Source organism: Bradyrhizobium uaiense, assembly GCF_010811875.1.
Lineage (GTDB): Bacteria > Pseudomonadota > Alphaproteobacteria > Rhizobiales > Xanthobacteraceae > Bradyrhizobium > Bradyrhizobium uaiense.
Genome location: NZ_VKHP01000009.1, coordinates 20,244 through 43,590, shown reverse-complemented (window position 1 = coordinate 43,590; position 23,347 = coordinate 20,244). Strand labels below are relative to the sequence as shown.

The following is a 23,347-nucleotide window of genomic DNA, read 5'->3' as shown; positions in this document are numbered from 1 at the left end:
GCTGTTATCCAGCCAGTGACGGCCCCTGCGATTGAGCAGGCGCTCATCCCAACGATCAGATTGCGATCGTTGTGAGCTTCTCGACGGAATGCGCGTTTCTCGCGACGGCTCATTTGGTAGGGCCCAGCTGGTTCTTCCGAACCGCAGTGCGGGCAGGATTGAGCGCTGAACGAGACTTGGCCACTGCAGTCGTGGCAAATAATTAATTCCATCGCCAGACTAGCTCAGTTCATGAATTACCCTTCCCACGCGCCCGACGACGACAGTTTCCCCACTCATGTGGATCGTTTCGTGATCTGGATTTGTGGAATAGGGCTGCAATCTCGGCGGATTGCCTCCGCGATAGCGTTTGAATGTAGCTTCGCCCTCAGGGGTGCCGAAGACATAAAATTTGTCGTTGATGACGCGTTGGTCGGAGAGGTTGACGCAGATGTAGGCGCCGTCAGGAGCAATCCGGTCCATCGAATCTCCCTGGACCTCGAGAACAATCCAATCGCCTTTCGGTAGATCGGCAAGATAGACGTATTTGCGGACATCCGAACGTTTTACGCCCTCCTGGTGAGCCAGGCGGCCGGCGCTGACCCATGAGAGGAGCGGTGCCCGGAAGGTCTTAAGACCCGGAAAAACCAGCTTTTCGGGAGATGTCCGCAAGAAGGGCGCGAGCTTTTCCGCCCAGAGCGCTGTCATCTCGCGCTCGCCATGCACGAGTTTGCTGATCTGTTGCTGGGTGGTGCCGATAGCCTTGGCGAGCGCGCCTTGGCTGATCGCGCGGCGCTCCATCGCTTCGAATAGTCCGTTCGGAAATTTCCCTTTCATGAACGCAGGGGGCACCAAATTGGTGTGACCCGCAAACACCATTTTGGTGTATGCGACTTGCGAATCAACACCAAATTGGTGTGGGATGCTCCTCATGCACTTCTCGGAATGGATGAGCAGGAACGGTGAGACCAACCCTGGCTTCGGTAAGAAGGCGGGTTGGTCGGGTGAGACGGTTCGGAGGTACCGAGCCGGCGAGCGTGAGCCTGATCACGCGGCGATGGCGACCATCTACGCGCTGACGTCCGGCTGCGTGACGCCGAACGATTGGGTCGGGGTCGGCCCGCGCAACGTCGATCAGAAAGCAGAGCAGCTGAGCACATGACCCGCATCGTAAGATCTGCGCGGGGACAGTCAAACTCTGCTCCCGCACCAAAGTGCAGTCGAATCCGTACCAAAGTGCAGTCGATTCATCCGGCCATCGCTGCCTTTAAGCGGATTTTCCCACAGTCGACTGCGGCGCGCCTTCACCTACAGACCGGAGCCAGTTTGAGCTTTTGCGACAAGGTGTTGTCGGGTGCCAAGCAGCCCGGCGCGCCCATGCTCGAGGCGCTACTGCGCTCCGACGTCGGAAAGGATGTCCTGATCGCGGTGATGGGCGCGGCGAAGCCCGCCTGGTGGGTGGGCTACCGGCGGCATCTTGAACTCTCCGAACTAGTCAAGGCCGAAAGCCACTTGCGCAAGCAGATCGAGGCCATGCAGCGCGACATCGCGGATTAGCTGGGGCATCCATGGGGCACGAAACTCTCGCCGGCGTCGACGTCAACGATCTCAGCTTTCTCGTCATGATGGGCTGCGTCCTGCTGGTCGCCGCGTTCGCCGCGATCGGCGCCGCGTTGCAGCCCTTCCTCGATCGCCGCCGCGATGCCGGCGCCGGTTTCCGCTGGGTGCGCCGATGACCAGGAAGCCGGCCACGGAAACCCGCGCGACGACGATCGCCAGGGACCAGCTGAAATCGATCATCGAGCGCGTCGAGCGGCTGACCGAGGAGAAAAAGACGATCGCCGACGACATCCGCGACGTGTTCGCCGAGGCCAAGGGTAACGGTTTCGACGTCAAGGCGCTGCGCGCGATCATCAGGATTCGCCAGCAGGACCCGATTGATCGCGAGGCCGAGGAGGCGATCCTCGAGACCTACATGCAGGCGCTGGGGATGCTGTGATGCACGGCTCTTTCGCCAGTGTCCGGCCGAGCGAGGTCGCCTCGATCGAGCGACTGCTCGACTCCGGGCTGACGCCCTGGCGCCGCATCATTCTCTCGGCGCGCGATAACGTCTGGTCGCTGGTCGACGCCTGCGATTACGAATGGCTGTCGAAAAATACCTGGAACGTGTCTTGGGGCTCGCGCACGCCCTGGCAGCTCTACGCTAAACGCAACGTCGGGCCGGAGCGTGCGACGTTGCGGCAACATCGCGAGATCAAGATCGTCCGCGATCCGCGCTCCGAGCGGTTCATGCGGACGCATCACGTCGACCACGGCAACGGTCAGACGCTCGACAACCGCGACGACAATCTCGCGTGGTGTACCCACAAACAGAACATGAAAAACCGCCGGCCGCGCGCGGCGATCCCTTCGCTCGAGCAGATCGTCCTCGAGCTGATGCGCGTTCACGACATCCCGTTTCCGCAGGAGGTTCCGTTTTGACCGACGTTCCCGCATCCGATGGCATGGGGCTGACGGCCCGCATGGTCGACGCCTTGAAAGCGATTACCGAGTTTGTCGGCCGTCACGGTGCGATGCCGTCGCGCAGCGCGCTGGCCGGCGTGATGGGCTGCAGTAAGAACAACGCAAACCGGCTGATGGATAGCCTGGTCGAGCGGGGCGAGCTGACGGCCGTGAAGCGGCGCGGTTGGGTCGCGGTCGCCGGCTTTGGCGGCGATGGCGTCATGATCTCGGTCCGGTCGCATACCGCAGCGCGGCTCGCCGCATATTGCGCGGCGAACAGCGAGAAGCTGACGGCCGTCGCTGATGACGCGATCGCGCTGCACCTCGACCAGCTCGAGGGCGACGTCGCTACTGTCATTCCATGCGGCGACGGCGTCGCCATTCTCGTCGATGACGAGGAGGGCGCCGCGTCGTGACCGAGCTCGTCCGATACGAGGCAGCCTGCCGCGCGCTGGCCGAAGCTGTTGCGGCCGATGAGGTCATGACGATACGCGACCAGGCCGAGGCGATGCGGCTCGCGAGCAGGGTCGCGAAAAACGTCGATCTCGAGGTCCAGGCTTCAAAGATCCGGTTTCGCGCCGAGCGGCGCCTCGGCGAGCTCGTCAAGCTGCAAAAGGAAACGGTCGGTCTCAACCGCGGCCGGGCCGGCGCCGGTCGACCGCGTTTAGGCAGTTCTGAGCCGGAACAGCCTAAATCCGACGATCGGCCGACGCTGGCCGAGGCTGGAATCGATCGCAAACTCTCGTCCAAGGCGCAGCGCCTGGCCGCTATGGATGCAGCCGAATTCGAGGCGGCGCTCGGTCGGCATGAGCAGGAGATGCGCGCCGGTGCCGGCCGCGTCGCGATGGACCTGACCAAGGTCGCCGCCGAGGAAAAGGGCAGGGAGCATCGCCGCGGCCTGGCGCAGGCGCTCTCTGACGCCTCGGCGCTGCAGCCGACCGGCCGCAAGTATCCGATCGTATATGCAGATCCGCCCTGGCATCGAAACCAGGGCGTGACCAGCCGGTCTTACGAAAATCACTATCCGACCATGGCCTGGTCCGAGATCTGCGATCTGCCGGTTAAGGATATGGTCCTGCCGGACGCCTGGCTGTTTCTCTGGATTCCGCGCGCGCATCTGCTCGCCTGGCATGAGGCCGAGATCGAGGCGACGGATCTGCGGACCGGCGAGGTCATTAAGGTCCGCTGCCAGATGCCGCTCGCCTCGGCTGTCGCGCTGGCGTGGGGCTTTAAGTCCTACTCAACGGCCTTCGTCTGGACGAAAAACGACGACGAGCATCCGGACGAGGCCGGCGGCGCCGTCCTGGTGCGCGACCAGGACGAGCTGCTGCTGCTGTTCAAGCGCGGCAAGGGGCTGCCGAAGCCGGCGAGCGGCGAAAAGTTCGGCTCCAACCATCGCGAGCGGTCGCGGCCGCTCGGTCACTCGCGAAAGCCGGAGCATTACCGGCGCATGATTGCGGCGATGGCCGGCGGCGTGCCGGCGCTCGAGCTGTTCGCCCGCGTCGACGCCGAGCATCCATTGCCGACCGGCTGGGATGCGTGGGGCAACCAGGCCGCGGCGCCGGCAGACGAGCCGAGCGGTTCGCGCTGGATGACGCGCGATGAGGTCATCGCGGCTGACATCGCCGCAATAGAGAGATTCGATTCCCAAGCGATCGCGGGCGCGAGCTCGACGCCTGACGGGGCGTCAGCGGGTATAGAACCGCCGCGCGATCGGACTGCCGATGGTCGGTCATCGGACGAGGCCGCAACGGGTAGCCATAGCGCTGCGGCCTCACAGTTAGCGGACGCCGGAGCTCACGCCGGCGATCGTCCAGCCCTGTCGGACGCTGTTGCCGCGTCTCCGATCGGGGAAGTCGTTTCGAGCGTCGCCGTCACTGGCCGCGCCGATACAGCCGAGCCGCCGGCGAACCGACCTGGACGCGAAATTCCCGACGACGACGGCCTCGACATCCCGGCGTTTCTGCGCCGCTCGCCCAAGCCGGCGCCGGAGCTCGTCGTCGCGCAAAGCGAGATGGATCTCGCGCGCATCGATCGCGCGCCGGTCGAGGTCGTCGACGATCGCCTGCAAACGCGGCTGCCGTTGACCGAGGACGAGCTCGACATGCAAGCCGCGCTGCTCGCGATCGACGCCGGCGAGAAGATCGACGGCGACATGGTGCGGCATCTGGTCGGTGCCGGCTTCGCGCATTGCTCGACGTCCAGCGTCAAGGTCAGCGACGCCGGCCGCAAATTCCTGGCGCAGCTGGTCGCGTCGCCGGCGCCGCTCGACGCCGGCCGTGCATCGCAGATCGGAGGGTGAGCCGATGGACGTTGGACCTCACGGCGGCGGCTGCCTGATCTGGGCCTATCTGATTTGGCTGGTCCTCGCTGTGGCCGCGATCGTTTGCTTTGGCGGTGGGCTGTGACTGACAAAGTCGCTCTATTCCGGCAGATCGCTGCGGTCGAGGCCGAGATCAAGGATCGCAGCGCCGGCGCGCGTTCGAGGCTCGATCGGTCGGCGTCGCAACGCCAATGCGACGGCCTCGAGGCTGGTGCGAAAACGCTGCGCTGGCTGCTGCAGAACGAGGCTCGCATCGCTGCGGCGGCGCCGCTGCCGGCCGGCGCAATTTCGATGACGAGGCAGGCCACTGCCGTCGAGACCGAGCTCAAGGATCGCCGCAGCGGCGCGCGCGGCAAGTTGAGCTCGGCTGCGGCGATCTATCAACGCGACGGCCTCGAGGCCGCCGCGAATACGCTGCGCTGGTTGCAGCAGAACGAGGCGAGCATCAAAGGGGCAATGCGGCAATGAAGCAAACGAAACTGGCATCACTCGCGGAGAGCGCGATCAACGTCTTAGTTGGCTTCGTCATAAGCCTTGCGGCGCAGGTCTATTTCCTGCCGCTGCTCGGCGTCACGGTCTCGATCGGCCAGAACGTTGCGTTTGCGCTAATCATGACCGCGATCTCGATCTGCAGGTCGTATCTGCTGCGCCGGCTATTCGAGGCCCTGAATATCCGCCGGCCGCTGTCGCCGTTCATGCAGGCCGTTATCGCCGAGCGATTCCGCCAGATCGAGCGCGAGGGTTGGTCGACCGAGCATGATGACGGATACGATCGCGGCACGCTGGGCCGGGCTGGCGCTGCGTTCATACTGCACGCCGGCACGGAATCGCCTGCTGTCCCGCACGAATGGCCTTGGACGCGCGAATGGTGGAAGCCGGCGGGCTATCGGCGCGACCTGGTCCGCGGCGTCGCATTGGCGATCGCTGAGGGCGAGCGGTTCGACCGCAACCGGAATCCGACCGGAGTGCCGGCGCGTTTGAGGCGACCGCTTGCGGCGCAGGAGCAGCGGCAATGACGCAGCTCGAGATCGCAGCGTTCGCCGTCGGCGCGTTCGGCCTGTTCATGTTCGGCTGTTCCCTCGGTTGGATGCATTGTGGGCAGCGCCTGCGGATTTCGTTTGATCGCGACGGCGAGTGCCTTCGCATGAATCGAGCCTTGTCGCGCGCCGAGGTCGACGACATACGCCGCGTCTGGCGTGAGGCGGCGGCGGAAGGGCGCGAGCTGCAATGGCACGCATGAGCTCGACGCGGCACAAGTGGGGCGACAAGGTCCGGTTTCCGCTCAAGACCGAGCAGCAATGCGTCCGGTGCGACATGGTCAAGGTTGGTCGCCGCCAGGGCGGTCCTGCTGGCTATTGGGATGAGTTTTGGCGCGACGAGGAGCGCATCCATTGCACGGCGACGCCGCCCTGCGACGCGCGATGCGAGGCGGCTGCAGCATGACCAGCGCCGCGATCGCGCGCTGCCTGGCCGCCGAAGGGCCGGAGGCGATGACTCTCGCCGAGGTCATCTGCCAGCTGGTCGTCAAGGGCGCCGAGCTCGGCGAGCTCGAGGAATACGAGATCCCGGATCGCGACGCGATCGCCGCCGGCGTCGTCGATCCGCCGCGGCTCAAACGTCGCGGTTTCCGCCGCGAGTGGCTCGAGCGGCTCGGCGTCGCGATCGAGCTCGAGGCGATCTCTGCGCTGTCGGCGGACAAGATCGTCGAGCGCCTGCTGCAGCCGCGGTCTTGAATTTCTAGTGTTTCGTTGCGTCAGCGTTTTCCCGAATTCTCTGATTAGGAAGTTATGATGACCGCGAAAAAGCGGGCGCGATTGCGCATCGGCTCGGACGTGGCGACCGGATGGGCGCGCAATCTCGAGCTGGGCAACCCTTACGCAAAAAGCGTGCTGCGCGCGCTCGGCGAGTATGTCGACGGCGAAGGCATGTGCTGGGTCGGCATCCCGCAGCTGGCAATGGACTGCGATCTGTCGCAGGACACGGTCCGGCGGCGGCTCGCCTGGCTCGAGGACATCGGTGCGATAGGCAGGACCGGGCAATGGGTCGACGAGAATGGTCGTCGCAACGGCGAGGGCCGCGGCAAGCGCACGACGGATCTCGTCCGTCTGCTGGTCGACGCCGATACCGACGCGATCGAGGCGCGGGCTGCCGGTCGCGTCGTCGACGAAACGCCAGTGAATTCAACGGCGATTAGCCCTAGCTGGCAGCAAGGGCTAAATTCGGGTGCCGAAGTGGTTAGGACTCCGCCAGCCCTCGGCCAGCCCTCGCAGTTGTGCGACCAGCTAATCTCTGAACCTGAACCGGAGAATCCCCCTAAGTCCCCCTCCGGGGGCTTTCCGGAGGATCGCAAAACGATCGAGGAAGGCGAGCCGACCGAGTTCGCGGCGGCATTCGAGAGCTATGTCGGGCATGAGGTCATGCGGCGCGACCTGGCGCTCGAGGAGTTCCGCCTCCTGACGCCGGACGATCGCGCCTGGTGCGTCCATGCCGTGCCGCTCTACATGGCGAAGCTGCGCGAGCTCAAACAGCGCCGTCCGATGAATTTCCATCTCTGGTCGCGGACTCGCGGATTTCGAGAATTCGCCGCGCCTGGTGTTGCGTCGGCAAAGCCTGCAGCTCCACAACGGCGGTTTGTGCAGGGCGACGAGCTCAAGGGCTTAGCAGTGGCGACGCAGATCGCCGAGCGGCGCGAGCCGCGCGTTATCCGCGAGCTGGATCTCGGCGAGGGCGTCTGGACGCAGCTGCCGCCGCAGGTTGATCTCACGGCGATGGCAGCGTTTGCCGGCGTCGATCGCGAGGCCTGGCAGGTCGTCGACCTCGGGACGCCGCAGTTTGCCGCCTGGCGTGATCGCCTGGCGCTCTGGATCGGCGCCGAGCCGCAGGCCGAGCGGATTTTCCTCGAGCCGTATGACCAGAACGTTCATGGCGTCTCGTCGTCAAATCCGAATTTCCGCTTGAGGAAGTCAAAGCAGGGCTTTCGCGTGCCGGCGCCGTGGCCGCCGCGCCGCGATGGGACGTGGCAAGTCGCAGGGGAGGGCGAATGAACATGCAATACCGCAAAGGGCAGATCGTCGGTTATGTCGAGGCCGGCGGTCGTTTGGCGGTCCCGGCGATGCCGGAGAGCTGGCGCGTGCTGCAGGTCATGCCTGGTCGCGATGCCAAGGTCATCAAGGCTTTCGGCGAGCGCTGCATTAGCGGTTGGTCGCCGACCGTTGTGCATTTCGTCCAACGTGGCGGCGGCCAGCCGGCGCGGCGTCCGCATCTCGGCCGCCGGATCGAAAAGCCGTTTCTGCCTGGTCTGATCTTCCTGCCTGATTTCGAGCTTGCGCGTCTCGCCGAGATCCGCAGCATTCCAGACGTCGACAACCTGCTCGAGTTCGGCGAGCTGCGGTCGTGGCTCAATGCGACCGAAATGCAGTTGCTGCGCGATATCGTCAAGATCGAGAACATGCTGCCGTCGCGTCGCCGATGGGCGTTGGCGCAGCTGTTCCTGCGCTATGGCTTCATCAGCGTCGCCGAGGTCAAAGAGGAAACCGAAATGAGAGTAGGACGTCAGATCCGTGTCGCTGACGGCCTGTTCTCTGGCTTTCGCGCGTTGATCGAGCGAATTGACTCAAAAGGCCGACTCAGCGTCTTAGTCGGCGACGGAAAGCACGGCGTCAAGGTAAGCGGTTTGACCGAGGCGCAGATCGAGCTGATCGACTAATTCGCGGTGCGGTGCATGCGCGGCAGTTCGACTAAAAGTGCAGAGCCTGATTCAGGCGAACGCGCGCAGCGTGCCCCTACCGCAATGAAAAAGGCCGCCAACTAGGCGGCCTTTTTCGATTGCGCTCCCAGCTTGATTGCGGCAGCCGGTGAGCCGTCGGTGCTGGTTAGTCGCAACGGCGGACCTGGCGGACCGAACCGTCATCGCGCTCGATCGTAACGGTGCGGCAACCGCGATAGCCGCGATCATAATTGTAGGCGCGATAAGCGCGTCGATCATAATCTCGGTCGTAATATCGGTGTTGCGGGCCAACCACGACGCCGCCGACCGGAGTATCAATGGCGAATTGAGCCGACGCAGGTGCAATCGAGAACGGGGTGACGACAGCGAAGCCCGCGATCGCCAGCACAGCAGCCAGTGACAGAGTTCTCATGATGTCCTCCTCGGTTTGTTCCTTTGCTCTTCAACGTCACAGGTAGGGCAAGGTTCCTGCAAGATTTGAACGTCTGGTCCTGGATCCGAGGCCGATCATCGCAAGGTGGTCGGCCCTTTCCTTTTTTTGGATGCCGCAGCCGCCCTGGAAAGCCTGGTACAAGCTCGCGCGCTGGCGTGCGCTGCGTCTGCGCATCTTCCTGCGCGATCTCTATACATGCCAACGCAAGGCATGCGGCAGGGTCGAGCCTGATACGTCGCTGCTCGTCTGCGACCATGTCATCCCGCATCGTGGCGATGAGCGCCTGTTCTGGGATGAGGGCAACCTGCAGACGCTCTGCAAGGCTTGTCACGATCGAGACAAGCAGCGCGAGGAGCAGGCGAGCCTGCACATGCGCGGCGTCTGGGACTGATTGAGGGGTAGGGGGTGGGCATTTCCTTGGCGGGTGCCTCTCCACGGACCGGCCTATCTCACACTGACAGGTTTTTTTTCATCATGGCCGAAGTTTTCGACCTATTCGGCGATCCCGTGCCGGCCAACTGGGGCGGGCGTGGTCGGCCGGAGCATGTCGCTAACCAGCAAAACCGGAATCGCGTCAGCCTGTTAGTCGCGCTCGGTTGGAGCAATGCGCGGATCGCGTCGGCGCTTTTCATCACGCAGCCGACGCTGCGGAAGCATTATTTTTCAGAGCTCAAGTTTAAGGACGTCGCGCGCGATCGGCTGGTCGCGCAGGTCGGCGTCAAACTGATGGACGGCGTCAACGCCGGAAACGTCTCGGCGATCCGAGAATTCCAGAAGTATCTCGAACGCAACGATCTGATGCTGTACGGCCAGACGCAGCAGCCGGCGAAGGCCGCGCCGGCCGAGAGGGCGGCGCCGACCGAGAAGATCGGCAAGAAAGCCGCCGCGCTCGCCGCCGCGCATCAGCCCGACGCCGGCACGCCGCTCGGCGAGCTCATGATGCGCCGCCAACAGGCCGGGACCTCGCACTGATGCAGACTTCGATCGAGGCCGCCGCGGCGCCTGGCATCGTGCCGTGGGATCTGTCCCGCGTCGATTGGCAGGAGCGCATCCGCGACGGCCGCTCGCTGATGCCGGATATGCCGCTGTTCGCCGGCGAGGCGGACATGGCGCAGGCGTTCTATGACGAGATCCAGCTGCCTGACGTGCCGGGCAAGCCAAAGATGCGGACCGCATCCGGCCCATGGTTCCGCGAGCTGGTGCGCGCGGCATTCGGCAGCTGGGATGCGGTCAACCAGGTCCGGTACATCCGCGACATTCTCGCGATGGTGCCGAAGGGCTCGTCAAAGACGACAAACTCGGCCGCGCTGCTGATCGTCGCCATGCTGATGAACTATCGGCCGCGCGGTAAAGCGTTGTTTGTCGGTCCGACGCAGGCGATCTCGACGCGCGCCTATGACCAGGCGGTCGGCATGATCGAGGAGTCGCCGGATTTAAAGCGGCGTTTTCGCACGCACGATCATGAGATGATGATCGAGGACTTGGTCACCAAGGCCGAGGCGCAGGTCAAGACCTTCGACGTCAACATCCTGACCGGCGCGATGGGCCTGTTTTTCGTGCTGCTCGACGAGATCCACCTGCTCGGCTTCAACGCGAAGGGCGCGAAAGTGCTGCGCCAGATCCGCGGCGGCCTCGACAAGACGCCGGAGGGACTGCTCGTCATGACGACGACGCAGAGCGACGACGTTCCGGCCGGAATTTTCAAGTCCGAGCTGAAATTCGCGCGCAACGTTCGCGACGGCAATTATCGCGGCAAGGTCATCCGGCCGATGCTGCCGCTGTTGTATGAATTTCCGCCGGACATCGCGACGCTGACGCGCGAGGAGCGGAAAAAGGGCGTCGAGCCGCGCTGGATGGACCCGGCAAATTGGTCGATGGTGATGCCGAACCTCGGCCGCTCCGGTCCGTCGCTGGCCGAGCTCGCCGCCGATTGGGAGGGCGAGCGCGACAAGGGCGAGGAAGCAATCCGGATCTGGGCCTCGCAACATCTCAATATCGAGATCGGCCAGGGCATCAATAACGAGGGTTGGGGCGGCGCGGATCTCTGGGATGCGCAGGCGATCGCAGGGCTCGATCTCGACGCGATCCTGACGCGCTGCGAGGTCGTCACGATCGGAATCGACTCCGGCGGCCGTGACGACCTGCTCGGCCTGGCGGTGATCGGCCGCGAACGCGGTACGCGGCATTGGCTGTCCTGGTCATATGCATGGGCAGATCCGATCGTCCTGGAACGTCGAAAGGACATCGCGAGCCAACTGCAGGATTTCGTCGAGGAAGGCTCGCTGACGATCGTCGATATGGCTGACGCGATCGCGGATCTCGGCGCCCTGGTCGCTCGCATCGTCGCGAGCGGCCTGCTGCCGCAGAAAAACGGCGTCGGTATCGATCCGAACCAGGCGGCGGCGATTATCGAGGCTTTGACCGCCGTCGGCGTGACCGACGATATGCTGCGGCGCCTGCTGCAGGGCTCGGCGCTCGCGCCGGCCGTCTATGGGCTGGATTTCAAGCTCGCCGATGCGACGTTCTGGCATGCCGGGCAAGGCCTCATGTCTTGGGTGGTCGGCAACGCCAAGACCGAACGCCGGGGCAATTCCGACATGGTGACCAAACAGGTCGCCGGCTCGGCGAAAATCGACCCGTTCATCGCGCTGCTCGAGGCCGCGATCCTCATGAGCTGGAATCCAACGGCCGGGCTGCTCGTGACCGGCGCTGATATCCTGACGGTGGTCTGATGGGAATTTTTCGGAGCGGGCTGGGGTCGGCGTTTCGTGTGGTTGCGGATGCGTTTGATCCTGGCAAGCCGCGCGACATGAGCGACCCGCAATATTGGGCGGATTTCGGCGGTCGCATGTCGCTCGCCGGCGTCGAGGTCACTGACAGCAACGTCAGCCAGCTCGGCGCCGTCCAGGCCGTCCGTCATGGCCTCTCGTCGGCGATGAAATCGCTGCCGGCGTCGGTCTATCGGCGCGGTGCGAACGGCGCGCGCGAGGCGTTGCCGGATCATCCGGTCACCAGGCTGTTTGCGGCCAACCCGAACGCTCGCCAGACGCCGGCCGAGCTCGTCGGCGAGCTCGCCTGGAACGTTTCGTACTATCGAAATTCATATTGCGCGATCCTGCCGCCTGGCGATCCGCGCGCATCGGAATATTACGCGGTCGGCGGCCTCGAATGGCTGCATCCGCGGCGCCTGGCGATGGTCGAGCGCGGGATCGACGGGCGCCTGTATTACACGTTCAATCCGCCGACGACCGTCGTCCAGGGCGCGCAGCTCAAACAGACGACCTATCGCGACGACGAGCTCTGGCATATCCGCTCGAATCCGTTGCGCGAGGATGGCCTGCTCGGCGAGCCGATTTTCCATAGCGCCAAACACGTTTTCGCGCGCGCGATCGCCGTTCATGAATACGGCGACATCTGGTTTAAGAACAACGGCCAGTCCGGCGGCACGCTCGAGCATCCCGGCGTGTTCAAAGACAAGGAAGATCGAAACCAGTTTCTCGAAAACTGGCGGGCAGCCGGGACCGGGATGAACCGGCACAAGGATCGGCTGCTGACGCATGGCGTCAAATATAATCCGATCAAGGTGACGAATTCCGAGGCGCAGCTGCTCGAGACCGAGGACGCCGCCGACACTGCGGTTTTCGGCCTTTGGAGCTATCCGCTGCATCGCGCATCGCGCCTTAAACGCGCGACAAATAACAACGTCGAGCAGCAGTCGCTCGATTTTGTCGTCGGATGTGTGGCGCCGCTCGCGATCGAGATCGAGCAGGGCGTCGAGCGGGATCTGCTGCTCGACAACGAAAACGGCGATCTGTTTTTCGAGTTCAACTTTTTCGGCCTGCTGCGCGGCGATCTGCTGAATCGCTATCGGGCGTATCTGATCGGCCGTCAGGGCGAATGGTTGTCTGCAAACGACATCCTGCGATTTGAGAACATGTCGCCGCGGACTGATCCCGGCGGCAATGACTACAAAAACCCGCTGACAAAGGACTCCGCCGGCGGGCAGGGCGTCGACGACAATGCCGGCGCCGGCGGCGGCTCGAGCTCTCCAAAAGAGGACGGCAACAATGATTAAGATCGAATCCGCTGCGCCGGATCTACGCCAGGTGCTGACGCAGATCACGTCGATCGACGCCCTGGTCGCGCTCGAGGTCTCAGCGCTCGCTGATTGCCTGGCGCGCGCCGAGCAGCGGCAGGCGCTCCTCGCGGCAGCTACCGCGCAGGCCTCGAGCTCGGCAAGCAAGATCGCCCTGGTCTCGATTGCCGGCGGCTTGACGCCGCGCGGCAGTTGGTTCGGCTCGAGCCTTTCCGGGATCGCGGCGCAGGTCACGCGCGCTGCGGATGACCAGGACGTCGCCGGCCTGGTCCTCGACGTCGACAGTCCTGGCGGTACGGTCTCCGGCACGGTCGAGGCGGCCGCGGCTGTCGCGGCGGCTGCAGCGAAAAAGCCGGTTATCGCGATCGCAAACACGCTGGCGGCGTCGGCGGCCTATTGGATCGCCTCGCAGGCGAGCGAGCTGGTGATGACGCCGTCTGCAGACGTCGGCTCGATCGGCGCGATGATTATGCACCAGGATATTTCCGGCTGGCTCGACCAGGTCGGGGTCAAGATGACGATCGTCCGCTCGGAGCAATCGCCGCTGAAAAACGAGGCGCATCCGTTCGCGCCGCTGTCGGATGAGGCCAAGGCCTATCTGCAGGGCCGCGCAAACGAGGCCGGGGCCGATTTCGTCAAGGCCGTCGCCGGCGGCCGGCGCGTGACGCAGACCAAGGTCCGCGAGGAGTTCGGCCAGGGCCGTATGCTCGGCGCGCGCGAGGCGGTTGCGCGCGGCATGGCGGACCGGATCGCAACGCTCGACCAGGTCATCGGCGGCATGCTGCAGCAGCGCTCGCCGCGGCCGAGCTCGCGCCGGCGATCGGCGCTGGCGTTCGATTAGGGCGCAGCGAGATCAACTGGAATGCGTGGAGATCGATCGGCGCAACCTTGGAAGCGAGTTCGCGCTGTGGCCGGCGTACAACACTGTCCACTAAATCCGTCAGCCCGCTCCTTCCTGCTCTACGCCATTGCCCCCTGGGCTCGACGGTGGCTCTTCCCTGCGCTAGCCTTTGCGCAGGTGGACCGATGCGCCAACGGCTGAAGAGTTTTCTACCTATAGTCCTGGTTGCCCTGTTGGTGCAGATCTTTGCACCGATCGGTGCGTGCTGGGCGGCGAGCCTTGCGACCTCCGATCCGCTTGCGGGTGCGATCATCTGCCATGGCAGTGTGGCACAAGGGGCCGCGCAGGACGATCAGACCGGCCACCGCGCGGACAATGACTGCTGTGGCGTCTGCAGCGTGCTGCAGACCGGCGCCCCGATCGGCACCCCGCAGACACCAGTCGCGATCGTGGTCGATCGGGTGACGAGCCAGGCCACTTGGCAGGATTTCGCGCCGGGTCTGTCCGGTTCGCGCACCACTTCAGAGGCCCAAGCGCGCGCTCCGCCGTTTCTGTCGTAAAGCCACGCGGCCTCCGGCCGCTGAGACCTTTGCACATCAACGCCCGCGGAGATTCCCATGCTTATCCGTCATGCGCGCGCAGCCTTACCAGGGCTCGCCCTCGCGCTCGTTCCCCTTTCTGGAAGTACCGCCCACGAGATCGTCGGCAACCGCTTTTTTCCGGCTACGCTCGGCATCGACGATCCCGGTGTGAATGACGAGCTTTCACTGCCAACCGTGTCAAGTTTCAACACCGGCGACGATCCGTCATTTCGACAGCGTGACTTCTCCGGCGAATTTTCCAAGCGGATTACCGAAGCGTTCGCGATCTCGATCGGCTCGACCTACAGCGTCTTCAGTCCGCCGGGCGGCCCCACCGGGATCGGCGCTCACGGATTTCAGAATCTCGATACGACTTTCAAGTATCGGGTCTTCAAGAACCCGGAGCATGAATTCGTTATGTCGCTCGGGCTGAGCGTCGAATGGGGCGGCACCGGCGCCGATAGCGTCGGATCCGATCCGTTCAACACCTACACGCCGACCGTCTATTTCGGCAAAGGTTTTGGCGACCTGCCCGACACCCTGTCCTGGCTGCGTCCCGTCGCGGTCACCGGACAGGTGGGCTACGCCATCCCTGGCAGGCGTTCCACCACGACCTTCGGCGTCGATCCCGACACTGGCGAAATGACCGCCGATACCCAGTTTCATCCACGGGTGCTGAACTGGGGTGGCACGATCCAGTACAGCATGCCTTATCTAAAGTCTGCGGTCGTCGATCTCGGGCTGCCGGATGTCGTCAATCATCTGATCCCGCTGGTCGAGGCCACGATGCAGACGCCAGTCGCCAATACGCTAACATCGGGCACGATGACGACCGGGACGATCAACCCCGGCGTTCTCTGGGTCGGAAACACCTATCAGCTCGGTGTCGAGGCGCTCATCCCAATCAATCGGCAAAGCGGGACCCGTGTCGGCGTGATCGCCCAGCTCCATCTATATCTCGACGATATCGATCCCCACGGCATCGGCAGACCGATCTTTGGCGGGCCTGTGCAGCCCGCGCGTCCTTTTGCGGGGAATTGATCATGCGACGCTCATCTCTCATCTGGATCATCACACTGCTGCTGTCGTTTGCGACGGGCAAGGCAGACGCCCACGCCTTTCTGGATCGTGCCGAGCCGCGGGTCGGCAACAAGGTGCCGAGTCCGCCGCGCGAAGTGACGCTCTACTTCACCCAAAAGCTGGAGCCGGCGTTTAGTTCGGTAACGGTCACCGGTCCTTCTGGCCAGCGCGTCGATGCCGGAAAGGCGCGGGTCAACGGCAATCAGATGTCGGTCCCGTTGAAGGGCGGCGGTGTCGGGACCTACCACGTCAATTGGCACGTGTTGTCCGTGGACACCCATACGACCGACGGGAACTTCACCTTCCAGGTCGGTCCATAGAGCACTGTTGCGATGGATTGGTTCGCAGCAGGAACGCCCATGATCGCGACGCGCGCCGTACACTTCACGGCGACAGCGGTAACGGCTGGAAGCGTTATCTTCGGCGTGCTCATCGCGACGCCTGTCCTACAGCACCACACCCCGGCGGCAACTTCGTTCCGAAGTCGAGCGCGGTGGGGGATATGGGCCGGGCTTGTCGTCGCGATGATCTCCGGGGCGATGTGGCTGTTGCTGCAGGCAGCGTCGATGAGCGGAATGCCGCTGCACGAAGCACTGACTGGGGAGGTGCTATCGACGGTCGTCAACGAAACCCAGTTCGGTGAGGTGACCACCATTCGCGCAGGTCTTGCGATCTGCCTCGCAGCCAGCCTGGCCTATGAGCGCGCGGCGGCCACACGATGGCTGGGGCTTGCGGTTGCGATCGGGCTTGCCGGCAGTCTTGCCTGGACCGGCCACGCCGGCTCGACCATTGGTGCGTCCGGCTATCTGCACCTGACGGCGGATGCGCTGCATGCAATGGCCGCGGCAGCCTGGATCGGCGGCCTCGTGTCGCTGATCATTTTTCTGGCGACAGCCCAGATACGCGAAAACATGTCGCTCGTCCGCGATGCTATCGAGCGGTTTTCGACGATGGGCATCGTCAGCGTGGCAACCATCGTGCTTAGCGGCGGCGTCAATGCTGCCATTCTGGTCGGTTCGCTGCGTGGGTTCGTCGGCACCGAATATGGGCGAGTGCTATTGCTCAAACTGGCAATCTTCGCAGTGATGCTCGCCTTCGCTGCAATCAACCGTTTTCACTTGACACCGCAGCTCGCGACCATTGCAAGCAACCAATCGTCTATCGCGCTTCGTCGACTGATCCGTAACAGTGCGATTGAGGCAACACTCGGACTGGGTATCTTCATCATTGTCGGGGTGCTCGGAACCTTGCATCCGGCCGTCCACCTGATCGACCTTGCGACCCCCTGGTGACCAGCGACCTTCGGAAATTATCCTTCGCGCTGCAAAGATAGAAGTCCGTTTCGTACCCAGAAGCGAACCTTGGCAAGACTTCCGCTCCTGGGCCCTTAGCCGAAGGGCGCTCTGACCTTCGGACCGTCGGCTTATCGGAGAAGACCGGACGCCTGTCCGGCTAACCTACCATCAGCCTCTGATCATTTGTAGTCGGCCGTCGAGGCCGTTTTTCACCTTTTCAGTTCCTGAGTTGCTCGACCCGCGCCGTCGCCTGGACAGCGGGAACGCGGGCTCTTTCTCCGTCCAGGCAAACCACCTAACCAACCAGGAGTCACTGATCCATGCGAGTGGACATCAAGCAGCTGCGCCAGGCCCGCGCCAATAAGGCAAAGGACGGCAAAACCGCGCTCGAGCAGCTCAATACGCTGCAGGGCAAGGCAACCCTGACTGACGCCGAGACCGCGCAGGTCGGCGAGCTCGAGACCAAGGTCGACGCGCTCGAGGCCGAGGTCGCGGATCTCGACAAGCAGATCGCCGCCGAGGAAAAGAAGCTACGCCGCACGGCGCTGTTTGGCTCCTCGACCGCGCTCGGCGGCCCGGCGTTGGCGACCGTCGTCAACGATATCAATCCGGAGCGGACCGGCGGTTTCCGCAGCGTCGCGGAATTCGCCGTCTCGGTTCGCAACGCCATGACCGTCGGCGGCCTCGATCCGCGTCTCGGCGCTGCGCCGACCAATTTCCAGCAGAACCAGGGCGGCAGCGGCGAGGGCTTCCTGGTGCCGACCGAGTATCGCGAGCAGATCTGGGCGCTCGTCTTCGACGACCAGAACCTCCTCGGCTTCTGCAACCCGGAGCCGACGCAGGGCAACTCGATCGCGATCGCAAAGGACGAGACCACGCCTTGGGGTGCGTCCGGCGTCCAGGCCGCCTGGCGCTCCGAGGGTACGCAGCTGATCGCGACCAAGGCTGCGATGACTGGCGAGATCATCCAGCTGCACGAGCTCTACGCTTTCGTGCTGGCCTCGCAGGAGGTGCTCGACGATGCGCCGCGGTTGCAGAATCGCATCTTCAACCAGGCCGCAAACGCGATCCGCTGGAAGGCGTTTGAGGCTGTCATGACCGGCGACGGCAAGGGTAAGCCGCTCGGTTTCATGAACGCGCCGTCGCTGGTGACCGTCTCGAAGGAAGCGGGCCAGGCGGCCAGCACGATCAACGTCGCGAACGTCCTCAAGATGTACTCGCGGCTGCTGCGGATGGGCGGCCGGCCCATGTGGCTCGGCAATTCTGACATCCTGCCGCAGCTCGGCCAGCTGACGATCGGCAACGTGCCGGCCTGGCTGCCGCTGAATCAGCCTCTTGCCGGCGCGCCGGACGGCGGCGTTTTCCTGGGCCGTCCGCTGATCTTCAACGAGCATAGTGCGACGCTCGGAGCTCTCGGCGACCTGACCTGCGTCGACCTCTCGGGTTATGCGCTCGCGACCAAGGCCGGCGGGGGCGTCGATTTCGCCGCATCGATCCATCTGTTTTTTGACTACAACCTGGCGGCCTTCCGCTGGATCTTCCGGATGGGCGGTCAGCCTTACCTGTCGGCGCCGGTCCAGCCGGCCAAGGGCAACAACACCAAGTCGCATTTCGTCGCGCTCGAGGCCCGCTGATCGAACGCGAGCTCGGACACTAACGGCGCGCCGGCCTGACCTGGCCGGCGCGAGTAACAGCCGCGTTTTTCTTCCCGAAACCATGAGGAGTGCAGATGCACACCAATCTCAAACCGTCGCAGCGCGTCAGCGTTGTCGATTCGATCAACCCGCAATCGGCCGCTGCCGCGGTTACCACCGGCTGGATCGATGCCGGCAAGTTCCACAACTATATGGCCGTCATCTCGCTCGGCGTTCTCGGCGCGGCTGCGACCGTCGACGCCAAGATCCAGCAGGCGACCTCGGCTGCCGGCGCGGGCGCGAAGGACATCGCCGGGAAGGCGATCACGCAGCGCACGAAAGCCGGTGCCGACGATAACAAGCAGGTCATGATTAACCTCAAGCAGGAAGATCTCGACATCAACAACGGCTTTGGATTTTTCCAGGTGTCGGTAACGCCGGCCGTGGCGGCCTGCCTGGTCGGCTGTTCCGTGCTCGGTTTCGATGCGCGGTACGGCTTCGCAACGGACAGCGATGCGGCGACCGTCGCCGAGGTCGTCGGCTGATCCAGCCTCGCGCCTCGGCCGTCCTGGCCGAGGCGCGCCTCTTTCCCTTTCCGGCAGGGCTTCCCGACATGCTCCGCATCTCTCAGCGTCCGGCGGGCTATCCCGTCTCACTCGACGAGGCCAAGGCGCAGCTGCGCGTCTCGAGCACGAAAAACGACGCTTTGATTTCCGGCCTGATCGGCGCGGCAACGGGGCATTGCGAGGCGCTTGTCCAGCGCGCATTTGTCCCGCGGACGTTTCAATGGGTGCTGCCGTGCTGGCGGCCAGTGATCGAGATCCCGATCGCGCCGGTCACCTATGACGCGGTCCACTCGATCAAGTTTGTCGATTGGGCGACCGAGACGCAGCAGACGCTCGATCCTTCGAGCTATGTCGTGCAAACCGCGGGCGATAGCGTCCGCATCTTTCCGAAGTTCGGCACCCATTGGCCGCTCGCGTTCTCGCATGCGCCGGAGCCGATCGTCATTGAATTCGACGCTGGTTACGAGGATCTCGACGATCTGCCGGCCGTCGTCAAAACCTGCATCATGCTGCAGATCCGGCATCTCTACAGCATCGGCGAGACAAATCCCGCGCTGGTGCGCGATCTCGTCATCGGCGTCAGCGACAAGGCTTGGCAGCTCTCGCCGGACGTCAAGACATTGATCCCTGACGCCGTGACGCTGCTCATGTTGTCGGAGGTTTGGTGATGGCCGATCGCATCCTCAAGGCGCCGCGCAATGCTCGGACGCTGCTGTTCTGGCCTGCCAAAGCTCCGGAGGAGATCGTCGAGCGCGGTTTCGATTGGTCGGACGTCCTGCTGACGCCGGCCGAGGCCGCCAGGCGCGCTGCCGGCGAGGACGTGGCGCCGGCGGGCGGCATCAAGTCCTCGAGCTACGTGCTGCCGCAGGGCATCATCGCGAGCGCCTCGAGCAGCTCGTCGACGGTTGCCCTGGTGACGTTGACCGGCGGCGAGCTCGGGCGCGTCTACAGCATCACAAACCGGATCGAGACCGTGACCGGGCAGCAGCTCGAGCGCGTCGTCAAACTGCGCATTCGCGCGAAATGAGCGCGCGATGGACCGCGTCACGGCGCTGGTCGCGATCGCGCATCTGAAATTGCGGCTCGAGCTCCTCGAGCGGCATCCGCAGATCCTGGAGGGAATCGACATGATCTCTATCAAACGGCCGATCGAGCTCGCCGGCATGCGAGCGCGCCTGGCACGGGCGCAAAGGCAGGAGGCTGACCTCGCCGTCACGGGCCAGCGTTACGACGCAGTCCAGGACGCGATCGACGAGCAGCATGCAGCGCTGAAAGGCCATGTCGGCTCGCTCGAGGACAACAAAGCGCAGCTCGACCAGATCCTCGGCAGGATGGTCGCGGGGGACAATGGCGGCCCAAACGATGGCGACGCCGGCTCGAGCGGCTCCGAGGTCGGCCAGGTCATCACTAGCAAGGTTGACGGCCAGTGACGCCGGACGAGTCCCTCGACCAGCATATCCGCGCGCTTGAGGAAAACGGCGAGACCGTGCTGGTCCGCCGTTATGCCGGCATCGGGCCGGCACGGGCCGTCACGAAAGAGGCGGCCGTCCTGGCGAAGGTGAAGGGCTATCAGCCGGCTGAGCTCGTCGGCGAGATCCGGCAGGGCGATCGGCATGTCATCCTGTTGAATGATCCCTCGGCGCCGGTGCCGGCGGGCAAGGTGGCGTTGTCGGACATGCTGCCGCTGACGGATCGCGATTTCCTGGTGATCGCCGGCGCCGAGGCCAGCATCAAGGGCGTCGACGACGCGACCAGGCGCATGCAGGGGCAGGTCATCGCATTCGAGCTGCAGGTCCGCGGCTGATGGGCAGGGTGTTTGACGAGGCGGATTACGAGCGCCGGCTCGACGCCGCGCGGAACGGCATCTCAACCGCCGAGGAAGCGAAATTCATCATAACCGGCGACCTGGCCGGCTTGAACGCGCGCAAGGCGTTCCAGGATGCGAAAGAGCTCGCCCTGCGGAAGGCGCGAAAAAAGATGCTCGACCGCATCCACCAGGAGGAGGCGGACCATTCCTTGAACGACATCATTCCGACCGAGGTCGAGGAGGTCCTCAACGGTCCGCATGATGAGATCGTTTCGGTCGATGACTGATGCGGATCATTTTTCGATATCTGGCGATGCAGGACGTCGTCGACTTCGCGATCGCGACGCTGCGCGAGCGCTCGCCGGTCGGTTCAGTCGACGATCCGCATCCTGGTCTCTACCGGGACAGTCACACGGTTTTTCTAAATGGTCGCGTCGTCACTGACGTTTCAGGCTTTCGGCGCGGCGACCAGATCAACATTTCCAATCCGGTCCCTTACGCGCGCAAGATCGAGATCGGCCGGATGAAAATGAAGGTCGCGCCGAAAATCTACCAAGAGACGGCGCTGATCGTCGCCGGGCGCTACGGCAACCGCGCCGCCGTCAAGTTCACGTTCATGCCGGTCCGGTTCGGCGATATCGCGGCCTATGCCGCATTTTCCAGGCAGATCAAGGCCGGTCGGCGCCGCATGTCCGACAAGGCTCGGCAGGCCTGGCTGGTGCGTCAGCCGGCCCTCGAGATCCGCGCACGCTAGAGGTTAATCACCATGGCTGACTATGCCGGCGCCGTCGCAGCGATGCGCGCGCGCTATGAAGATGGTTTCAAGGCAGCGCCGAGCTCATTCCAGAATGAAGATCCGCCGCAGCTGCCCTGGCCGCCGCAGGGGCAGCCCTGGTGCTATTTCGAGGTGATCGAGACGCTGCGGCGAAAGCGCGGCGTCGGCACGCCTGGCGACCAGACCTGGCTGATTACCGGCAACATCTTCGTGCATGTGTTTGTGCCGAAGGGGTACGGATTCGCCGCGCATCTCGCGCTCGCCGGCCAGGCCGGCGACCTGTTCAAGGATGCGACGTTCTACAACGCCGAGCCTGGCGCATGCGTGCGCTGCTGGGGCGAGAACGGCGAGGGGCCGACCGTCCAGGGCGGCGATAGCGCATCGGACGACGGCAACTGGTTCGGCGCCGTCGTCGTGATTCCGTTCCAGTTCTTTTTCATCGGCTGATCCCAAACAGGAGACTGATCGTATGGTCTATCAAAGCAATTCCGCCGGCCGCGTCGCCTACAAGGCGCAGGCCGGCCTCGGCCAGGTGGCGGCGGCCGGCGCCGGCGCAACGCAGCTGCGGATCTCCGGCGGTCCCGGCGCGAAACTCTCCAAGGCGGCGACCGAGTCGCAGGAGGTCCGTAACGACGGCATGTCGACGCGCGGCCGGCACGGCACGCAGAAAACGTCGTCAAACTACAACGCGGAAATGTCGCTCGGTTCGCATGACGCGATCCTCGAGGCGATCGTGCGCGGCACTTGGGACGCGACGCCGTTTAGCAAGACACAGGCCGATTTCACGTCACTGACGACGGTCGCGGACGGCATCGTGTTCGGCGCGGGTTCGCCGATCGACGAGGGTTTCAAGGTCGGCGATATCATCCGTGCGTCGGGCCTGCCGGACGCCGGCAACAATGGTCGCAACCTGCGGATCTCGGCGCTGTCCGCGAACAAGATCACGGTGCCGGAGACGCTGATCGTCAACGCAGCGCCCGATACGAATTGCACGATCACGCGACCGGGCAAACGGTTGACCAACCCGGCGGCGCTGGTCCGGCGCTATTTCGGGATCGAGGAATTCGAGAGCGACATCGGCAAGTCGACCGTCCTGGACGATTTCGTCTGGGGCACGGGCAAGATTTCGATGGCGCCGAACGGGATCATCATGTTCGATCCCGGCGGCATCGGGACCGGCAAGATCCGGCCGCTGGATGCCGGTGTGCCTTATTTCACCAATCCGGCCGTGACGACCCGCACGCCGTTTGCTGTCGTCGACGCAACCATCCGCCTCAACGGCGTTGACCTGGTCGAGCTGACCGCGTTCGATCTGTCGCTCGATATCCAGCCGACCGCGCCGGATGCGTTTGGCTCCGGCAACATCAAATATTCGCCGGACGTGTTCACGGGGCCGCTGCGGATTTCGATCAACCTGACCATGTTGCGCAAGGATCTGCAGCTGCTCGCCGACTTCGTCGGCGAAACGCAGTATTCGCTCAACGTCCTGGCCGTCGATCTGTCCGCCGAGCCGAAAGACTTCATGTCGATCACGGTGCCGAATTTCACGCTCGGCGGCGTCGATCCCTCGGCGCTGTCCAAGCAGGGCGGCGGTCGCACGCAGACGATCACGATCCCGCCGGCGCTGGTCGGGGTCGATACCTCGGCGACCGGCAATAACAGCATGATCTCGTTCCAGACCACTGCAGCGTAGCGTTTGAGTGATCGG

Annotated in this window: 35 protein-coding genes; 33 read left to right on the top strand and 2 right to left on the bottom strand. The window is 64.1% G+C overall.

What is annotated here, in order from left to right:
• Positions 1–219: 219 nt before the first annotated feature.
• The gene (locus FNJ47_RS04305) at positions 220–912 is read right to left on the bottom strand and encodes a LexA family protein (RefSeq protein ID WP_163150962.1); all 693 of its coding nucleotides are present in this window, start codon (positions 910–912) and stop codon (positions 220–222) included.
• Between FNJ47_RS04305 and FNJ47_RS04300 the strand changes: the two genes are divergently transcribed.
• The 14 genes from FNJ47_RS04300 to nusG all read left to right on the top strand — a co-directional run bounded on the left by FNJ47_RS04300 (position 911) and on the right by nusG (position 8,510).
• Positions 911–1,141, top strand: coding sequence for an XRE family transcriptional regulator (locus FNJ47_RS04300; RefSeq protein ID WP_163150960.1), 231 nt, complete (start codon positions 911–913; stop codon positions 1,139–1,141). The genes FNJ47_RS04305 and FNJ47_RS04300 overlap by 2 nt on opposite strands.
• A 74-nt stretch (positions 1,142–1,215) precedes the next feature.
• Positions 1,216–1,536 carry a hypothetical protein gene (locus tag FNJ47_RS04295; protein WP_163150958.1) on the top strand — a complete coding sequence of 107 codons (321 nt, stop codon included), beginning with the start codon at positions 1,216–1,218 and terminating at the stop codon, positions 1,534–1,536.
• Positions 1,537–1,547: 11 nt separating this feature from the next.
• Entirely contained in the window at positions 1,548–1,715 is a 168-nt protein-coding gene (locus FNJ47_RS04290) for a hypothetical protein (protein WP_163150956.1), read from the top strand.
• Positions 1,712–1,978, top strand: coding sequence for a DUF2312 domain-containing protein (locus FNJ47_RS04285; RefSeq protein WP_163150954.1), 267 nt, complete (start codon positions 1,712–1,714; stop codon positions 1,976–1,978). The genes FNJ47_RS04290 and FNJ47_RS04285 overlap by 4 nt, the downstream gene beginning before the upstream one ends.
• Positions 1,978–2,460, top strand: coding sequence for an HNH endonuclease (locus FNJ47_RS04280; RefSeq protein ID WP_163150952.1), 483 nt, complete (start codon positions 1,978–1,980; stop codon positions 2,458–2,460). Before FNJ47_RS04285 ends, FNJ47_RS04280 begins: the two co-directional genes overlap by 1 nt.
• On the top strand, positions 2,457–2,897 hold the full coding sequence (locus tag FNJ47_RS04275; protein WP_235999443.1) for a LexA family transcriptional regulator: 441 nt from the start codon (positions 2,457–2,459) through the stop codon (positions 2,895–2,897). Before FNJ47_RS04280 ends, FNJ47_RS04275 begins: the two co-directional genes overlap by 4 nt.
• Positions 2,894–4,783, top strand: coding sequence for a hypothetical protein (locus FNJ47_RS04270; protein ID WP_163150950.1), 1,890 nt, complete (start codon positions 2,894–2,896; stop codon positions 4,781–4,783). The genes FNJ47_RS04275 and FNJ47_RS04270 overlap by 4 nt, the downstream gene beginning before the upstream one ends.
• 102 nt (positions 4,784–4,885) lie before the next feature.
• Complete coding sequence (locus tag FNJ47_RS04265) at positions 4,886–5,272, top strand: hypothetical protein (RefSeq protein WP_163150948.1); 387 nt, start codon at positions 4,886–4,888, stop codon at positions 5,270–5,272.
• Positions 5,269–5,820, top strand: coding sequence for a DUF7220 family protein (locus tag FNJ47_RS04260; protein ID WP_163150946.1), 552 nt, complete (start codon positions 5,269–5,271; stop codon positions 5,818–5,820). The genes FNJ47_RS04265 and FNJ47_RS04260 overlap by 4 nt, the downstream gene beginning before the upstream one ends.
• Positions 5,817–6,044: a hypothetical protein gene (locus FNJ47_RS04255; protein WP_163150944.1), complete on the top strand. Its 228-nt coding sequence runs from the start codon at positions 5,817–5,819 to the stop codon at positions 6,042–6,044. The genes FNJ47_RS04260 and FNJ47_RS04255 overlap by 4 nt, the downstream gene beginning before the upstream one ends.
• Entirely contained in the window at positions 6,032–6,247 is a 216-nt protein-coding gene (locus FNJ47_RS04250; protein ID WP_163150942.1) for a hypothetical protein, read from the top strand. Before FNJ47_RS04255 ends, FNJ47_RS04250 begins: the two co-directional genes overlap by 13 nt.
• The gene (locus FNJ47_RS04245) at positions 6,244–6,537 is read left to right on the top strand and encodes a hypothetical protein (RefSeq protein WP_163150940.1); all 294 of its coding nucleotides are present in this window, start codon (positions 6,244–6,246) and stop codon (positions 6,535–6,537) included. The genes FNJ47_RS04250 and FNJ47_RS04245 overlap by 4 nt, the downstream gene beginning before the upstream one ends.
• A gap of 57 nt (positions 6,538–6,594) precedes the next feature.
• Entirely contained in the window at positions 6,595–7,848 is a 1,254-nt protein-coding gene (locus FNJ47_RS04240) for a helix-turn-helix domain-containing protein (RefSeq protein WP_235999441.1), read from the top strand.
• Positions 7,797–8,510: a transcription termination/antitermination protein NusG gene (nusG, locus tag FNJ47_RS04235; protein ID WP_163150936.1), complete on the top strand. Its 714-nt coding sequence runs from the start codon at positions 7,797–7,799 to the stop codon at positions 8,508–8,510. Before FNJ47_RS04240 ends, nusG begins: the two co-directional genes overlap by 52 nt.
• 166 nt (positions 8,511–8,676) lie before the next feature.
• Here the strand turns inward: nusG and FNJ47_RS04230 are convergent, their stop codons facing one another.
• Positions 8,677–8,943, bottom strand: coding sequence for a hypothetical protein (locus FNJ47_RS04230; protein WP_163150934.1), 267 nt, complete (start codon positions 8,941–8,943; stop codon positions 8,677–8,679).
• 130 nt (positions 8,944–9,073) lie between these two features.
• Between FNJ47_RS04230 and FNJ47_RS04225 the strand changes: the two genes are divergently transcribed.
• The 19 genes from FNJ47_RS04225 (at position 9,074) to FNJ47_RS04135 (ending at position 23,332) form a co-directional block, all read left to right on the top strand.
• Positions 9,074–9,355, top strand: coding sequence for an HNH endonuclease (locus FNJ47_RS04225; RefSeq protein ID WP_163150932.1), 282 nt, complete (start codon positions 9,074–9,076; stop codon positions 9,353–9,355).
• An 83-nt stretch (positions 9,356–9,438) separates the two neighbouring features.
• Positions 9,439–9,936, top strand: a complete 498-nt coding sequence (locus tag FNJ47_RS04220) for a hypothetical protein (RefSeq protein WP_163150930.1) — start codon at positions 9,439–9,441, stop codon at positions 9,934–9,936.
• The gene (locus FNJ47_RS04215; RefSeq protein WP_163150928.1) at positions 9,936–11,696 is read left to right on the top strand and encodes a terminase TerL endonuclease subunit; all 1,761 of its coding nucleotides are present in this window, start codon (positions 9,936–9,938) and stop codon (positions 11,694–11,696) included. The genes FNJ47_RS04220 and FNJ47_RS04215 overlap by 1 nt, the downstream gene beginning before the upstream one ends.
• Positions 11,696–13,039 carry a phage portal protein gene (locus FNJ47_RS04210; protein ID WP_163150926.1) on the top strand — a complete coding sequence of 448 codons (1,344 nt, stop codon included), beginning with the start codon at positions 11,696–11,698 and terminating at the stop codon, positions 13,037–13,039. Before FNJ47_RS04215 ends, FNJ47_RS04210 begins: the two co-directional genes overlap by 1 nt.
• Positions 13,032–13,901 (top strand): S49 family peptidase, encoded by an 870-nt coding sequence (locus tag FNJ47_RS04205; protein ID WP_163150924.1) that lies wholly within the window; start codon positions 13,032–13,034, stop codon positions 13,899–13,901. Before FNJ47_RS04210 ends, FNJ47_RS04205 begins: the two co-directional genes overlap by 8 nt.
• Before the next feature lie 185 nt (positions 13,902–14,086).
• Complete coding sequence (locus FNJ47_RS04200; protein ID WP_163150922.1) at positions 14,087–14,461, top strand: DUF2946 domain-containing protein; 375 nt, start codon at positions 14,087–14,089, stop codon at positions 14,459–14,461.
• Positions 14,462–14,518: 57 nt separating this feature from the next.
• Positions 14,519–15,523 (top strand): hypothetical protein, encoded by a 1,005-nt coding sequence (locus tag FNJ47_RS04195; RefSeq protein ID WP_163150920.1) that lies wholly within the window; start codon positions 14,519–14,521, stop codon positions 15,521–15,523.
• Positions 15,524–15,525: 2 nt separating this feature from the next.
• On the top strand, positions 15,526–15,882 hold the full coding sequence (locus FNJ47_RS04190) for a copper resistance CopC family protein (protein ID WP_163150918.1): 357 nt from the start codon (positions 15,526–15,528) through the stop codon (positions 15,880–15,882).
• A gap of 39 nt (positions 15,883–15,921) precedes the next feature.
• Positions 15,922–16,854 carry a copper homeostasis membrane protein CopD gene (gene copD, locus FNJ47_RS04185; protein WP_235999440.1) on the top strand — a complete coding sequence of 311 codons (933 nt, stop codon included), beginning with the start codon at positions 15,922–15,924 and terminating at the stop codon, positions 16,852–16,854.
• 323 nt (positions 16,855–17,177) lie between these two features.
• The gene (locus FNJ47_RS04180; protein ID WP_163150914.1) at positions 17,178–18,491 is read left to right on the top strand and encodes a phage major capsid protein; all 1,314 of its coding nucleotides are present in this window, start codon (positions 17,178–17,180) and stop codon (positions 18,489–18,491) included.
• 95 nt (positions 18,492–18,586) lie between these two features.
• Positions 18,587–19,036: a hypothetical protein gene (locus tag FNJ47_RS04175; protein WP_163150912.1), complete on the top strand. Its 450-nt coding sequence runs from the start codon at positions 18,587–18,589 to the stop codon at positions 19,034–19,036.
• Between the two features lie 68 nt (positions 19,037–19,104).
• The gene (locus FNJ47_RS04170) at positions 19,105–19,725 is read left to right on the top strand and encodes a head-tail connector protein (RefSeq protein WP_163150910.1); all 621 of its coding nucleotides are present in this window, start codon (positions 19,105–19,107) and stop codon (positions 19,723–19,725) included.
• On the top strand, positions 19,725–20,084 hold the full coding sequence (locus tag FNJ47_RS04165) for a phage fiber-tail adaptor protein (protein WP_163150908.1): 360 nt from the start codon (positions 19,725–19,727) through the stop codon (positions 20,082–20,084). Before FNJ47_RS04170 ends, FNJ47_RS04165 begins: the two co-directional genes overlap by 1 nt.
• A 7-nt stretch (positions 20,085–20,091) precedes the next feature.
• Positions 20,092–20,487: a hypothetical protein gene (locus FNJ47_RS04160; protein ID WP_163150906.1), complete on the top strand. Its 396-nt coding sequence runs from the start codon at positions 20,092–20,094 to the stop codon at positions 20,485–20,487.
• Positions 20,484–20,861 carry a hypothetical protein gene (locus FNJ47_RS04155; RefSeq protein ID WP_163150904.1) on the top strand — a complete coding sequence of 126 codons (378 nt, stop codon included), beginning with the start codon at positions 20,484–20,486 and terminating at the stop codon, positions 20,859–20,861. The genes FNJ47_RS04160 and FNJ47_RS04155 overlap by 4 nt, the downstream gene beginning before the upstream one ends.
• Positions 20,861–21,151, top strand: coding sequence for a hypothetical protein (locus FNJ47_RS04150; RefSeq protein WP_163150902.1), 291 nt, complete (start codon positions 20,861–20,863; stop codon positions 21,149–21,151). Before FNJ47_RS04155 ends, FNJ47_RS04150 begins: the two co-directional genes overlap by 1 nt.
• Positions 21,151–21,618, top strand: coding sequence for a hypothetical protein (locus FNJ47_RS04145; protein ID WP_163150900.1), 468 nt, complete (start codon positions 21,151–21,153; stop codon positions 21,616–21,618). The genes FNJ47_RS04150 and FNJ47_RS04145 overlap by 1 nt, the downstream gene beginning before the upstream one ends.
• A gap of 12 nt (positions 21,619–21,630) precedes the next feature.
• On the top strand, positions 21,631–22,086 hold the full coding sequence (locus FNJ47_RS04140) for a hypothetical protein (RefSeq protein WP_163150898.1): 456 nt from the start codon (positions 21,631–21,633) through the stop codon (positions 22,084–22,086).
• Positions 22,087–22,108: 22 nt separating this feature from the next.
• Positions 22,109–23,332: a phage tail tube protein gene (locus FNJ47_RS04135; RefSeq protein WP_163150896.1), complete on the top strand. Its 1,224-nt coding sequence runs from the start codon at positions 22,109–22,111 to the stop codon at positions 23,330–23,332.
• Positions 23,333–23,347 lie beyond the last annotated feature (15 nt).

Excerpts from the sequence above, each read along its gene's own strand:
- FNJ47_RS04300 (WP_163150960.1), top strand. The coding sequence starts at position 911 with ATGCACTTCTCGGAATGGATGAGCAGGAACGGTGAGACCAACCCTGGC.
- FNJ47_RS04305 (WP_163150962.1), bottom strand. The coding sequence starts at position 912 with ATGAGGAGCATCCCACACCAATTTGGTGTTGATTCGCAAGTCGCATAC.
- FNJ47_RS04290 (WP_163150956.1), top strand. The coding sequence starts at position 1,548 with ATGGGGCACGAAACTCTCGCCGGCGTCGACGTCAACGATCTCAGCTTT.
- FNJ47_RS04285 (WP_163150954.1), top strand. The coding sequence starts at position 1,712 with ATGACCAGGAAGCCGGCCACGGAAACCCGCGCGACGACGATCGCCAGG.
- FNJ47_RS04280 (WP_163150952.1), top strand. The coding sequence starts at position 1,978 with ATGCACGGCTCTTTCGCCAGTGTCCGGCCGAGCGAGGTCGCCTCGATC.
- FNJ47_RS04260 (WP_163150946.1), top strand. The coding sequence starts at position 5,269 with ATGAAGCAAACGAAACTGGCATCACTCGCGGAGAGCGCGATCAACGTC.
- FNJ47_RS04255 (WP_163150944.1), top strand. The coding sequence starts at position 5,817 with ATGACGCAGCTCGAGATCGCAGCGTTCGCCGTCGGCGCGTTCGGCCTG.
- FNJ47_RS04250 (WP_163150942.1), top strand. The coding sequence starts at position 6,032 with ATGGCACGCATGAGCTCGACGCGGCACAAGTGGGGCGACAAGGTCCGG.
- FNJ47_RS04245 (WP_163150940.1), top strand. The coding sequence starts at position 6,244 with ATGACCAGCGCCGCGATCGCGCGCTGCCTGGCCGCCGAAGGGCCGGAG.
- FNJ47_RS04240 (WP_235999441.1), top strand. The coding sequence starts at position 6,595 with ATGACCGCGAAAAAGCGGGCGCGATTGCGCATCGGCTCGGACGTGGCG.
- FNJ47_RS04230 (WP_163150934.1), bottom strand. The coding sequence starts at position 8,943 with ATGAGAACTCTGTCACTGGCTGCTGTGCTGGCGATCGCGGGCTTCGCT.
- FNJ47_RS04225 (WP_163150932.1), top strand. The coding sequence starts at position 9,074 with ATGCCGCAGCCGCCCTGGAAAGCCTGGTACAAGCTCGCGCGCTGGCGT.
- FNJ47_RS04220 (WP_163150930.1), top strand. The coding sequence starts at position 9,439 with ATGGCCGAAGTTTTCGACCTATTCGGCGATCCCGTGCCGGCCAACTGG.
- FNJ47_RS04215 (WP_163150928.1), top strand. The coding sequence starts at position 9,936 with ATGCAGACTTCGATCGAGGCCGCCGCGGCGCCTGGCATCGTGCCGTGG.
- FNJ47_RS04210 (WP_163150926.1), top strand. The coding sequence starts at position 11,696 with ATGGGAATTTTTCGGAGCGGGCTGGGGTCGGCGTTTCGTGTGGTTGCG.
- FNJ47_RS04205 (WP_163150924.1), top strand. The coding sequence starts at position 13,032 with ATGATTAAGATCGAATCCGCTGCGCCGGATCTACGCCAGGTGCTGACG.
- FNJ47_RS04200 (WP_163150922.1), top strand. The coding sequence starts at position 14,087 with ATGCGCCAACGGCTGAAGAGTTTTCTACCTATAGTCCTGGTTGCCCTG.
- FNJ47_RS04195 (WP_163150920.1), top strand. The coding sequence starts at position 14,519 with ATGCTTATCCGTCATGCGCGCGCAGCCTTACCAGGGCTCGCCCTCGCG.
- FNJ47_RS04190 (WP_163150918.1), top strand. The coding sequence starts at position 15,526 with ATGCGACGCTCATCTCTCATCTGGATCATCACACTGCTGCTGTCGTTT.
- copD (WP_235999440.1), top strand. The coding sequence starts at position 15,922 with ATGATCGCGACGCGCGCCGTACACTTCACGGCGACAGCGGTAACGGCT.
- FNJ47_RS04180 (WP_163150914.1), top strand. The coding sequence starts at position 17,178 with ATGCGAGTGGACATCAAGCAGCTGCGCCAGGCCCGCGCCAATAAGGCA.
- FNJ47_RS04175 (WP_163150912.1), top strand. The coding sequence starts at position 18,587 with ATGCACACCAATCTCAAACCGTCGCAGCGCGTCAGCGTTGTCGATTCG.
- FNJ47_RS04170 (WP_163150910.1), top strand. The coding sequence starts at position 19,105 with ATGCTCCGCATCTCTCAGCGTCCGGCGGGCTATCCCGTCTCACTCGAC.
- FNJ47_RS04165 (WP_163150908.1), top strand. The coding sequence starts at position 19,725 with ATGGCCGATCGCATCCTCAAGGCGCCGCGCAATGCTCGGACGCTGCTG.
- FNJ47_RS04160 (WP_163150906.1), top strand. The coding sequence starts at position 20,092 with ATGGACCGCGTCACGGCGCTGGTCGCGATCGCGCATCTGAAATTGCGG.
- FNJ47_RS04150 (WP_163150902.1), top strand. The coding sequence starts at position 20,861 with ATGGGCAGGGTGTTTGACGAGGCGGATTACGAGCGCCGGCTCGACGCC.
- FNJ47_RS04145 (WP_163150900.1), top strand. The coding sequence starts at position 21,151 with ATGCGGATCATTTTTCGATATCTGGCGATGCAGGACGTCGTCGACTTC.
- FNJ47_RS04140 (WP_163150898.1), top strand. The coding sequence starts at position 21,631 with ATGGCTGACTATGCCGGCGCCGTCGCAGCGATGCGCGCGCGCTATGAA.
- FNJ47_RS04135 (WP_163150896.1), top strand. The coding sequence starts at position 22,109 with ATGGTCTATCAAAGCAATTCCGCCGGCCGCGTCGCCTACAAGGCGCAG.